We start from the raw sequence: 12,024 nt of genomic DNA, 5'->3' as shown, positions 1-12,024 counted from the left end.
AACTCTGGATGGGACGACCATTTCCAAGGGGGACCCCTGTTGAACGCTCTTACCCGGATAAGCCTCGCCAACAGGGCTCTGGTGGCACTCCTGGCGATCGCGGTGCTGATATTCGGAGCGATCGCCGCCATGTCGCTGAAACAGGAGCTGCTCCCGTCGTTCTCCGTGCCCACGGTGAGCGTGACCGCGATCTATCCCGGGGCCGCGCCGCAGATCGTCGAGCGCAACGTCACCGAGAAGATCGAGGAGGCCGTCGAGGGAGGCGTCGGCCAGCAGAGGATCACCTCGTTCTCCCGCGACGGCCTGGCGGGAGTCTCCGTCGAATACGCCCACGGCACCGATCTCGACGGGGCGATCCAGGATCTGCAGCAGCGGATCGGCCGGATCCAGCCGGAGCTCCCGTCCCAGGTGACCCCGCGGGTCGCAGCGGGGATGTCGACCGAGTTCCCGGTCCTGAACCTGGCGGCCACCGGCGACGACGAGCGCCGGCTGGCCCGGCTGCTGAAGGAACGCGTCCCCGGCGAGCTGGGCGGCATCGACGGCGTGAGCCGGGTGCTGGTCAGCGGCGAGCGGGCCGAGACCGTGGAGATCCGCCTCGACCAGGACAGGCTCCGCAAGCGGGGCCTCACCGCCGACGCGGTCGCCGCCACGCTGGGCTCCAGCGGGTCGGTCGTGCCCGCCGGCAGCATCACCGCCGGCGGCGAGTCGCTCGCCCTGCAGGTCGGCGAGAGCTTCGACTCCCTCGCGGACGTGCGCGGCATCCACCTGGCGCCGAAGGTCACGCTGGAAGACGTCGCCGACGTGCGCCTCGTCGAGGAGCGTCCGGAGACGCTGACCCGCACCGACGGCAGGCCCAGCCTGAGCGTCTCGGTCATGGCCAAGCCGACGGGCAACACGGTGGCGATCGCCCAGGAGGTGAAGCGGAGGCTGCCGGAGCTCACCCGGTCCCTGGGCGGCGCGGCCACCCTGACCGTCGCGTTCGACCAGTCGGAGTTCATCGAGAAGTCCATCGGCGACCTGACCACCGAGGGCCTGCTGGGACTGGGCTTCGCCGCCCTGATCATCCTGGTCTTCCTCTTCTCCTTCCGATCCACCGTCGTGACGGTGATCTCGATCCCTCTCTCGCTGGTGGTCGCGCTCATCGGCCTGTGGGTCAACGGCTTCACGCTCAACATGCTGACGCTCGGCGCGCTGACCATCGCCATCGGCCGGGTCGTGGACGACTCCATCGTGGTCATCGAGAACATCAAACGTCATCTGGACCACGGCGAGGCCAAGCTCCACGCGGTCCGGGCGGGCACCCGCGAGGTCGCCGGGGCGGTCACCGCCTCCACGCTGACCACGGTCGCCGTCTTCCTGCCCATCGCGTTCACGGGCGGGATCACCGGAAGCCTGTTCTCGGCGTTCGCGCTGACCGTCACCATCGCCCTGCTGGCCTCGCTGCTGGTGTCGCTGACGGTCATCCCCGTGCTCGCCTACTGGTTCCTCAAGACGCCCAAGGCCGGGGTGGCCCGCGAGGTCGTGGAGGCCAGGGAGCACAGCGGCGTGCTCCAGCGCGTCTACGTCCCGGTCATCGGGTTCGCGGTGCGGCGGCGCGGGGTGACGCTCCTGGCCGCCCTCGGGATCCTCGTGGCCACCGGGGGCATGGCGGGCCGGCTCACGACCGACTTCCTGGGCAGCTCCGGGCAGGACACCTTCCAGGTGCGGCAGGAGCCGGCCGCCGGCACAAGCCTGGCGGCGGCGGACCAGGCGGCCCGCTCGGTGGAGAGGACGATCAAGGACGTTCCGGGCCTGAAGTCCTACCAAGTCACCATCGGGCCGGACAACAGCGAGGAGGGCGGGGCGCGCAACGTGGCGACGTTCTCCGTCACCGCCGAGAAGGACGCGGACGTGGCGGCCCTCCGGGAGGCCGTCCGGACCCGGGTCACCGAGCTGGCCGCGTCCGACTCGAAGGTCGGCAAGGTGACCGTCCAGGGCGACCAGGGCGGCCTGACCTCCAACGACCTCGCGGTCACCGTGTCGGCGGGCGACGACGCCTCGCTGGCACGCGCGGCGGAGCTGGTCGGCGGGGCCATGCGGCAGACGCCCGGCACCTCGGAGGTCAGGTCAGGCCTGGCGGGCACGGCCCGGCAGATCGCGGTGCGGGTCGACGGCGAGGCGGCCGTCGCACGCGGGCTCACCGAGGGCCAGATCACGCAGGCGGTGGCCCGGGTGACCCAGGGACAGCGGGTCTCCAGGGTCACCCTGGACGGCGCCGAGCGTGAGATGTCCCTCCGGGTCGGCGTCCCGGCGGACGACCTGACCGCGCTGCGGAACCTGAGGATCCCCACACCGCTCGGCCGTACCGTCAGGCTCGACGACGTGGCCACGGTCGAGACCGTGACGGCGCCCACCCGGCTGACACGGATCGACGGGGAGCGCGCGACCACGGTGAGCGCGAAGTTCTCCGGCAAGGACCTCGGCGCGGCGAGTTCCGCGCTCACCAGGCGGCTGGGAGAGCTGAAGCTGCCCGCCGGCGCCTCCGCCGAGATCGGCGGGGTCAGCGAGCAGCAGGCCAGCTCGTTCAACAGCCTGTTCGTGGCCCTCGCCGCGGCGATCCTGATCGTCTACCTGATCATGGTGGCCACGTTCCGGAGCCTGGCGCACCCGCTCATGCTGCTGGTCTCGATCCCGTTCGCGGCGACCGGCGCCCTCGGCCTGCTGGTGGTCACCGGCACCCCGCTCGGCCTGCCCAGCCTGATCGGCATGCTGATGCTGGTCGGCATCGTGGTCACCAACGCGATCGTGCTGCTCGACCTGGTCCGCCAGTATCGCGACGGCGGCATGAGCGCCCGTGAGGCGGTCATCGAGGGCGGCAGGCACCGGGTCCGCCCGGTCGTCATGACCGCCCTGGCGACCATCTGCGCACTGACGCCGATGGCCACCGGCCTGACCGGGGAGGGCGGTTTCCTGTCCAAGCCCCTGGCCGTGGTCGTCATCGGGGGCCTGACCAGCTCCACGCTGCTGACCCTGATCCTGCTGCCGACCCTCTACACGATCGTCGAGGACGTCAAGGACCGGTTCCGGGGCTCCCGACGCCCGGCTCCCGCCCCGCTTCCCGAGCGGGAGCCGGCTCACGCCGGCTGATCTCCGGCGGGCCGGGGACCGGGTGCGGCGCCTGTGCGCCGCGCCCGGTGCCCGGCCACGCGTGCCCGGGTCGCGCACCGGGGGGAGCAGAAACGCTGCGGGCTGCCGCCGGAGGAGTCGACGAACGGGTGGGCGCAGCCGGCGGCGGCGCAGATGCCCCCGGGGACCCGCTGGTGATCGGCGAGCAGCACGGCCAGCGCCATGGCCGAGGAGGCCAGGAACCACTCCGCCCAGGGCGCGTCGTCATGGCCGTCCACGTGCAGGTGCCAGGTGCTCCGGCCGTCGTGGGTGGTCAGCCGGGGCGGCCGGGCCACCTCCGCGAGCAGCCGGTTGAGCAGCGTGGCCGCCTCGCCGACGTCCGCCGCCGCGAACACCTCGTGCAGCCGGCCCGCCGCGACCCGCATGGCCGCGACGTCATCCGGGGTGAGTCCGAGATCGCCGGACGGGCCCGGTCCCCGCTCGCCGTACGCGTGGAGCACCTCGCTCACGCTCTCGACGGCCGGATCGGCCAGCAGGACGGCGGTCAGGTCGGCCGCGCGGTCGGCCATGGCTCTCGTGGAGTGCTGCACACGCATACTGTAACGTCTCCTCGATGAAGAGGCGTTACAGATTCGGCGGTTATCTGGCGGGTGCCGTCGCGGCCCGCACCGGCGACGAGATGTCCGGCCCGGCGCTGCTGCTGCTCGGGCTCTCCCTCACCGGGTCGCCGGCCACCGGAGCGTCGCTGCTCGCGGGGTTGACGGTCTCCTCGGCCCTGGGGGGTCCGATCTTCGGCGTACTGCTGGACCGCAGCTCCCGGCCGGGACGCCTGCTGGCGGCCGCGCTGGCCGCGTACGCCTGCGGGCTCCTGCTGATCCTGCTCACCCTGGGGCACGTGCCCGTCGCGCCGCTCGTCGGCGTGGCCGTGCTCGCCGGCCTGCTGGGCCCGGCGCTGGCGGGCGGCTGGACGGCGCAGCTGCCGCTGGTCGTCGGGGAGGCGGGCATAGAGCGGGGCAGCATGCTGGACGGGCTGACGTACAACCTGGCGAGCCTGACCGGGCCCGCCCTGACCGGGGTGCTGGCCGCGGCGGCCGGGGCCCCGGTCCCGGTCGCCGTCTCGATCGCGCTGGTGCTGCTCGCGTTCCCGGCTGCCTGGTCGCTCCCCGCCAGGCCCGCACGGCCCGCACGGCCCACCGGAGACGGCGGCGGGTCCCTGTGGCGGGAGGTGGCCGCCGGGTTCTCCTCGATCGCGCGGGTCGCCGGCCTGCGCCGGGCCACGGTCACCACGATGGTGTCCTTCGCCGGGGTGGGCATGCTGGTCGTCTGCTCACCCCTGCTGGGCGCCGAGCTGACCGGGGAGGCGGGGCACGGCGCCGTGCTGCTGTCCGCGCTGGCCGCGAGCGCGCTGGCCGCGAACGCGCTCCTGGCCAGACGGCCGCCCGCCACACCCGACAGGATCATCCTGATCAGCACGCTGCTGCTCGCCGCGGGCTCCGCGCTCGCCGCGGTGGCGGGCTCCCCCGCGGTGGCCGTGGCGGCGGTGGTCGTCGCCGGCGCCGGAGAGGGCCCCCAGCTCACCGCGGTGCTGGCGGTACGGCACCGCGACGCGCCCGAACGGCTCCGCGGCCAGATCTTCACCACCGCGGCGAGCCTGAAGATCACCTCTTTCGCGGTCGGCTCCGCGATCGCCGGGCCACTGGCCGCCCGGTCGCTGACCGGCGCGCTGTCCGCGGCGGCCGGGCTCCAGCTCCTGGCCGCCCTCGCCTACCTGCTGACCGGCGGCCGGCGGTCAGGGCAGGATCTCCCGCCAGATCGCCCGCATGGCCTGCGCGTGGGCCCATCCGGGGCCCCGGCCGGGCAGCCCGAGTAGCACGTCGCTCGCGAGGCTGTCCATGATCCGGCACATCCGCGTGGCGTACTCTTCCGCGTCGTCCACCGGCCGGAACAGCCCCTCCCCCACGCCCCGGACGACGATGGCGGCCAGCTCCCCCACCCAGGTGCCGGTGAATCCGGCGATCCTGAGGAGCGTCTCCTCGTCCTGCGGCGGGCGGGCGATGACCTGGGCCCACAACCGCCAGCGGACGTCCCTCGGACCGCCGGGCAGATAGAGCTCCACCAGGCGGCCGACCGCCTCGCGCGGGTCGGCGACGGCCGCGAGCTCGGCCGTCCGGCGCTCGGCCAGCTCGTCCTCGCTGAGCAGCAGCGTCGAGACGAGGATCCGGTCCCGCTTGCCGAAGTAGTACATGACGTGACCGCTGCTCATGCCCGCCCGTTCGGCGATGTCGCGCACCCGCAGCCGCTCGGGCCCCACCTCGTCGATCGCCAGCAGCGCCGCACGCAGCACGTGCGCCCGCACGTCGGGGCGCTCCAGCTTCGCAGTCATGGGATCTACCGTACAGGTTTAGAATGCTGCTCTAAGTTTGAAGGCAGTTCTAAAAGGGAGAGGGCTGTGCGGCTGACACCTGCGGAACGCGACCGGCTGCTGCTGTTCACCGCGGCCGGACTGGCGCGTGCCAGGAAGGCGAGAGGTCTGCGGCTGAACGTGCCGGAGGCCACCGCGCTGATCGCGGACACGGTCTGCGAGGCCGCGCGCGACGGGGCGCGGCTGGCCGAGGCGGTCGAGGCCGGCCGCGGGGTGCTCGGCCCGGACGACGTGCTGCCCGGCGTGGCCGACGTCGTCACCGAGGTCATGGTCGAGGCGGTCTTCGACGACGGCACCCGGCTGGCCGTGGTGACCGACCCGTTCGGCGGCGGCTCGCTCGGCGCCGAGGCCCCCGGCGCGGTGACCGCCGCGTCCCCGCCCTCCGGGGAGAGGGACGCCGCCGAGGAGGACGCCGTGGAGGTCGAGGTGCTCAACACGGCGACCGTCCCGATCAGCGTCACCTCGCACTTCCACTTCTTCGAGGCCAACCCCCGGCTCCGGTTCGACCGGGCCGCCGGCTACGGGCGCCGGCTGGCCGTTCCCGCGGGCTCCACCGTCCGCTTCGATCCGGGCGAGCGCCGTACCGCCAGGCTGGTCCCGATCGGCGGTGCGCGGGTGGCGATCGGGTTCGCCGGGCTGGTGGACGGGCCGCTGGACGCGCCGGGCGCGTTCGAGCGGGCCATGGAGAAGGCGCGGGCCTGCGGATATCTGGGCAGCGAGCCGGCGGGGGCGGGTGAGCGATGAGCGTGTACGGCCCGCGCAAGGGAGATCGGGTCAGGCTCGGCGACTCCGGCCTGGTGGTCGAGGTCGAGCACGACTCGCAGAAGGCCGGGGAGGAGTTCCTGGCCGGGTTCGGCAAGACCGCCCGGGACGGCCTGCACCTGAAGGCCGCCTCGATCCGGGACACCTGCGACCTGGTGATCAGCAACGTGCTGATCCTCGACCCGGTCCTGGGCGTGCGGACCGCGTCGATCGGCGTCCGCGAGGGACGCGTCCACGCCGTCGGCCGGGCCGGCAACCCCGACACCCTGGACGGGGTGGACGTGGTGGTCGGCACCGGGACCACGATCGTGTCCGGCGAGGGGCTCATCGCGACGGCGGGGGCGATCGACACCCACGTCCACCTGCTCAGCCCGCGCATCATGGAGGCCTCCCTGGCCTCCGGCGTCACCACGATCATCGGCCAGGAGTTCGGGCCGGTCTGGGGCGTGGGGGTGAACTCGCCGTGGGCGCTGCGGCACGCGTTCAACGCCTTCGACGCCTGGCCGGTGAACATCGGCTTCCTGGCGCGCGGCTCGTCCTCGCACGAGGCTCCGCTGGTCGAGGCGCTGGTCGAGGGCGGTGCGAGCGGCTTCAAGGTGCACGAGGACATGGGGGCCCACACCCGCGCGCTGGACACCGCGCTGCGGGTCGCCGAGGAGCACGACGTGCAGGTGGCCCTGCACACCGACGGCCTCAACGAGTGCCTGTCGGTGGAGGACACCCTCGCCGTGCTCGGCGGCCGGACGATCCACGCCTTCCACATCGAGGGCTGCGGCGGCGGTCACGTGCCGAACGTGCTCAAGCTGGCCGGGGTGGCCAACGTCATCGGCTCCTCCACCAATCCGACGCTGCCCTTCGGCCGGGACGCCGTCGCCGAGCACCACGCGATGATCGTCTCGGTGCACGGGCTCCGGCCCGAGCTGCCGGGGGACGCCGCGCTGGCCAGGGACCGGATCCGGGCCGGCACCATGGGCGCCGAGGACGTGCTGCACGACCTCGGGGTCATCGGCATCACCTCCTCCGACGCGCAGGGCATGGGCCGGGCGGGCGAGACGGTCCGCCGGACGTTCGCCATGGCCGGGAAGATGAAGGGGGAACTGGGCGCGCCGGCGCGCAACGACAACGAACGGGTGCTGCGCTACCTGGCCAAACTGACGATCAATCCGGCCATCGCGCACGGCCTGGCCCACGAGGTCGGCTCGCTGGAGCCGGGCAAGCTGGCCGACATCGTGCTGTGGCGGCCCGACCACTTCGGCGCCAAGCCGCAGCTCGTGCTGAAGGCGGGCTTCCCCGCCTACGGCGTGACCGGAGACCCGAACGCCTCCACCGACACCTGCGAGCCGCTGGTGCTGGGCCCGCAGTTCGGCGCGTACGGCGCGACCGCCGCGGACCTGTCGGTGGCCTTCGTCAGCGGGGCGGCCGCGGACGCGGCCGACGACCACATGACGACCCGCCGCCGCCGGGTCGGAGTGCGCGGCACCCGCGGCATCGGCCCCGGCGACCTGGTCCTCAACTCCCGGCTCGGGTCCGTCCAGGTCGACGCCCTCGGTCAGGTCACCCTCGACGGCGACCCGATCCGGTCGGTCCCGGCCGACTCGGTCTCGCTCAGCCGGCTGTACTTCCTGTGACGTCCCGCCCCGCGCGGGCGCTCCCGCCCCCCGCGCCTTCCCCGTCCTCTCCGCCCTCTCCGCCCTCTCCGCCCTCTCCGCCCTCTCCGACAAGGAGTCCCACCGTGTTCCGCATGCCGCCGGAGTGGCATCCGCACACCCGCACCTGGATGTCCTGGCCGGTCGCCGGGTACGCGCTGAGCGACCCCGAGGCCTCCTACCGCGCCTGGTCGAGCGTGGCCAACGCCATCGTCCGCTACGAGCCGGTCACCATGGTGGTCGACCCGAGCGAGCGCGAGTCGGCCGCCCGGTGGCTCGCCCCCGAGGTCGAGGTGATGGAGCAGCCGCTGGACGACTGCTGGATGCGCGACAACGGCCCGACCTTCCTGCTGGACGGCCGGGGCGGCCTGGCGGGGGTGGACTGGACCTTCAACGGGTGGGGCTGGCATGCCCACGCCAAGGACGACCTGGTCGCCGGGGCCGTCCTGGAGCGGGCGGGGGCCGTCAGGTTCCGTTCGGAGATGGTCAACGAGGGCGGCGGCATCCATGTGGACGGCGAGGGGACGGTCATCGTCACCGAGACCGTCCAGCTCGGTGACAGGCGCAACCCCGGCTGGACCAAAGAACGGGTGGAGGCCGAGCTCGGCGCCCGGATCGGCGTGGATAAGGTGATCTGGCTGCCGCGCGGTCTCACCGCCGACTACGGCAGGTACGGCACCAGCGGCCATGTGGACCTGCTCGCCTCCTTCGCCCGTCCCGGGCTGGTGCTCTGCCACGTCCAGCCCGACCCGGACCATCCCGACCACGAGGTCACCCGGGAGAACCTGGCGATCCTGCGCTCCTCGACCGACGCCAGGGGCCGCCGGCTGGAGGTCGTCGAGCTGGTCGCCCCGGAGACCCGCGAAGCGGACGGGGAGCTGGTCGACTACTCCTACGTCAACCACTACCTGGCCAACGGCCTGGCCCTGCTCTGCTCCTTCGACGATCCGCGCGACGCCGCGGCGGCCGACATCTTCGTCAAGCTCTTCCCGGAGCGGGCCGTCGAGCTGGTGGACGCCCGCGCCGTATTCGCCCTCGGCGGGGGGATCCACTGCATCACCCAGCAGCAACCGCGCCCCTGACTGGCCCGGAAACTGGTATGGATTGTGACGTTTTGTCTAGTGACTTGTCCGGATTCGGCCACCATGAGAAATAGATCTTGTCAATAAGGGTGATTAATGCGAATACTTGCGATTTGTTCTTATTACCAAGAGAGGCATCGCAATGAAGCGCGTTATCGTTCACAAGCCTGGCACCGTCACGCTCCGCGGGACCGCCAGCCCCAAGCACGTCGGCTGACACCGAAATCACGGAACCGGCGCCCAGCGATGGGCGCCGGCCCCCCAGAATCACATAGACCTCAGAGCCATATAAAGGAGACTGGTGAGTCGGGGACCGCTCCCACCAGAAAACCCGCCCCTCCCCCCTCTGCTCCTGCCCCCGGTCGACGCGGACCGGCGCCTGCGGGGGCCGTACACCGCCGGCGGCGCGATCGCCTCGGCTCTGGCGTCCGTCGCCCGGCCGGAGCTGGTCGCCCGCTATGACATAGAGCTGCGGGCCATGTCGCCCGACCTGGACGGGCTGGTCCCCGCCAGACGGCGGTCGATGGCCGATCACCTGCCCCGGGCGGAACGGATCCTGGTCCACGCGCCCCGCCGCACGCTCCGCCTGTCCAACGGGCTCGCCGAGTTCGTCCGCGAGCACCTGGCCGAGACCGGGCCGCGGACACTCGTCGTGGAGAACGTCCACCAGGCCGACCCCACCGACCACGAGCTGCTGGCGGTGCTGCGGCGGCGGATCTCCCCCGACCTGCTGACCGTCGTGATCGGCGAGCAGGCCGTACCGGAGGAGCCCCTCAGTCCGGAGGAGCATGACGTCCGGGCCGACGAGCTGGAACGGGAGGGGACGGTCGGCGCACGGCTCGGCGCGATCCCCTACCACCGCGAGCACGGCACCGATCCGCGCCGCGCGGTGGAGGCCTTCCGGGTCGCGGTCGAACGGTGCCTGGACGCGGGCTGTCACGACGCGGTGGCGGAGCTGGGGCTGCGCGCGCTGCCGCTGACCGACCCGGCCACCGAGCCGGAGACCTGGTGGCGGCTCCTGCACAGCACCGCCACCGCGCTGGGCTCGCTGAACCGCGAGGACGAGGCCGAGGCACTGTTCGACCTGGCCAGAAGGACAAGCGTCTCCCCCGTCACGCATGCGGCGGCCGCCTACTCCACCGGGATGCTCAAGGTCCGCCACCACGACCCGGCCCGGCGCGACCTGGACGCCGCGCTGGCCTGGGTGAACCAGGCGATCGCCATCTCCACACTGCTGCCCGACCCGCGCGAGCGCGCCTTCAAGCTGGGATTCGACCTCAACGGCCGGGCCCTGGTGGAGGTGCGGCTCGGCAACCCCGCCAAGGCCCTGGAGCTGGTCCAGGAGGCGGTGGAGCTGGCCGAGCACGGCCTGGGACCGGGCGAGCACCCGATCCACCGGCTGGTGCTGCTGGCCAACCGGGCGCAGCTCGCCGTCATGCTTGGCCGTCCCGAGGACGCGCTGGAGGATCTGGACGCGGTGATCGCGGCCGACCCCGGCTACCCCGACTACTACATCGACCGGGGCAACCTGCTGCACCGGCTGGGCAGGCGGGACGCGGCGATCGCCGACTACGAGACGGCGATGCGGGTCGGCCCGCCCTTCCCCGAGCCGTACTACAACCGGGCCGAGATCCGCTTCTCCACCGGCGACCACCGGGGCGCGCTCGCCGACCTGGACCACGCCCTGGACCTGGACCCGGAGTTCGTGGACGGGCTCGCCAACCGGGCCGGGCTGCTGGCCGCGCTCGGCGAGTACGGCAGGGCCCGGGCCGACGCGGAGAGCGGGCTCGCGCTGGATCCGGTCAACCCGTATCTGCTGTGCGCGCTGGGCCAGGTCGAGATGGCCGAGGGCCGCCACAAGGAGGCGCGGGCCGCGTTCGACCAGGCGCTGGAGCGTTCCCCCTCACTCGCCGCGGCCTGGGCCAGCCGGGGGATGCTGGCGTTCGAGACCGGCGACCCGGAGGGCGCGGTCGCCGACTTCACCCGCGCCCTGGAACCCGGCGCGGACCCCGCGCTGCTGTTCAACCGGGCGGTGGCGCTGCGCGCCGCCGGACGGGAGGAGGAGGCGGTGGCCGATCTCACCCGCGCGCTGGAGCTGGCGCCGGACGACGACGACATCAAGCGGGAGCTGGCGGGTTAGAGGGCGTCCTGGCGTGCCGCGCCGGGTGCGGCACGCGAGGCGGACCATCCGGGGCCGGGGAGCGTGATGCGGATCTTGGACTGCTTGGAGGGCAGCCGCTCCCAGTCGTCCATGAAGGTCGCGCGCAGGCCGTGCTTCCCGGCCAGGGCGGTCAGGGTCGCCGTGCGGTAGTAGAAGTCCTCGCGCAGCACCTGGTGCTCCTGGCCCTCGGTGCGGTCGAAGGTGAAGTCGAACCAGCCGTCCGGTTTCATGATCCGGCCGACGTGCCGGAAGCACTCCTCGATCACGTGCAGCGGGGAGTGGGAGAAGACGCTGTGGGCGTGGACCACGTCGAACGTCTCGTCGGGCAGGGCGGCGAAACGCAGGTCCCCGACCGGCATGAGGTGGGGGAGCTTGTCGCGCAGGTCGTGATCGGAGACGGTGCCCTGGGCGGCGATCAGGATGTCGGGCGAGATGTCGACGCCGTAGTAGTTGCCCGTGTCCAGGTAGTCGATGAACAGGCGTCCGGCCCGCAGGTTGCCGCAGCCGATCTCCAGCAGGCGGTGGTCCGGCTTCAGGCCGTGCCGTACCAGGTAGTCGAACTGCAGGCGGCCCATGGCGAGCCAGCGTGCGTGCGACCTGCTGCCCACGGCCGCCTCCGAACCGCGGGCGACGTCGGACCTCATGACGGCCCGGTAGTAGTCGACGTGGTCGCGGGTGCGCAGGCGCAGCCAGGCGTTCCTGGTCAGCCTCCGCAGATGGGGCGAGATCCGGCCGGGATGGCGGATGGCGTATCCGAGCTGGTGGACGATGCTGGCGCGGTTGTTGTCGTGCATGCCTCTCCCGAGGTCAGAGCGCTGTTCCCGGCGGTCCCTCCGGAGATGAGAT

The 12,024-nt window shown here is 72.7% G+C and carries 9 protein-coding genes; 6 read left to right on the top strand and 3 right to left on the bottom strand.

Translation table 11 applies throughout. The annotated features are described in order from the left end of the window. Positions 1-39: 39 nt before the first annotated feature. The gene (locus BM085_RS10285) at positions 40-3,126 is read left to right on the top strand and encodes an efflux RND transporter permease subunit (protein ID WP_093886768.1); all 3,087 of its coding nucleotides are present in this window, start codon (positions 40-42) and stop codon (positions 3,124-3,126) included. Here the strand turns inward: BM085_RS10285 and BM085_RS10280 are convergent. Beyond that, complete coding sequence (locus tag BM085_RS10280) at positions 3,114-3,701, bottom strand: CGNR zinc finger domain-containing protein (RefSeq protein ID WP_093886767.1); 588 nt, start codon at positions 3,699-3,701, stop codon at positions 3,114-3,116. The two genes, BM085_RS10285 and BM085_RS10280, sit on opposite strands and share 13 nt — an antisense overlap. A 17-nt stretch (positions 3,702-3,718) precedes the next feature. Here BM085_RS10280 and BM085_RS10275 point away from each other — a divergent pair, with 17 nt between their 5' ends. After that, positions 3,719-4,975 carry an MFS transporter gene (locus BM085_RS10275; protein WP_093886766.1) on the top strand — a complete coding sequence of 419 codons (1,257 nt, stop codon included), beginning with the start codon at positions 3,719-3,721 and terminating at the stop codon, positions 4,973-4,975. On the opposite strand, the gene BM085_RS10270 is transcribed toward BM085_RS10275, so the two are convergent. Then, positions 4,895-5,488, bottom strand: coding sequence for a TetR/AcrR family transcriptional regulator (locus BM085_RS10270; protein WP_093886765.1), 594 nt, complete (start codon positions 5,486-5,488; stop codon positions 4,895-4,897). The two genes, BM085_RS10275 and BM085_RS10270, sit on opposite strands and share 81 nt — an antisense overlap. Positions 5,489-5,554: 66 nt before the next feature. On the opposite strand from BM085_RS10270, the gene ureA reads away from it, so the two are divergent. The 4 genes from ureA (at position 5,555) to BM085_RS10250 (ending at position 11,157) form a co-directional block, all read left to right on the top strand. After that, entirely contained in the window at positions 5,555-6,271 is a 717-nt protein-coding gene (gene ureA, locus BM085_RS10265) for an urease subunit gamma (protein ID WP_093886764.1), read from the top strand. Further along, positions 6,268-7,917: an urease subunit alpha gene (locus BM085_RS10260; RefSeq protein WP_093886763.1), complete on the top strand. Its 1,650-nt coding sequence runs from the start codon at positions 6,268-6,270 to the stop codon at positions 7,915-7,917. Before ureA ends, BM085_RS10260 begins: the two co-directional genes overlap by 4 nt. Before the next feature lie 113 nt (positions 7,918-8,030). Then, entirely contained in the window at positions 8,031-9,017 is a 987-nt protein-coding gene (locus BM085_RS10255) for an agmatine deiminase family protein (RefSeq protein ID WP_093886864.1), read from the top strand. Positions 9,018-9,318: 301 nt separating this feature from the next. Then, positions 9,319-11,157, top strand: coding sequence for a tetratricopeptide repeat protein (locus BM085_RS10250; protein ID WP_093886762.1), 1,839 nt, complete (start codon positions 9,319-9,321; stop codon positions 11,155-11,157). Here BM085_RS10250 and BM085_RS10245 read toward each other — a convergent pair. Next, complete coding sequence (locus tag BM085_RS10245) at positions 11,154-11,972, bottom strand: class I SAM-dependent DNA methyltransferase (RefSeq protein ID WP_093886761.1); 819 nt, start codon at positions 11,970-11,972, stop codon at positions 11,154-11,156. The genes BM085_RS10250 and BM085_RS10245 overlap by 4 nt on opposite strands. Between the last annotated feature and the right edge of the window lie 52 nt (positions 11,973-12,024).

This window comes from Streptosporangium canum (assembly GCF_900113865.1).
Classification (GTDB): domain Bacteria; phylum Actinomycetota; class Actinomycetes; order Streptosporangiales; family Streptosporangiaceae; genus Streptosporangium; species Streptosporangium canum.
This window is presented reverse-complemented; position numbering and strand designations above follow the sequence as displayed.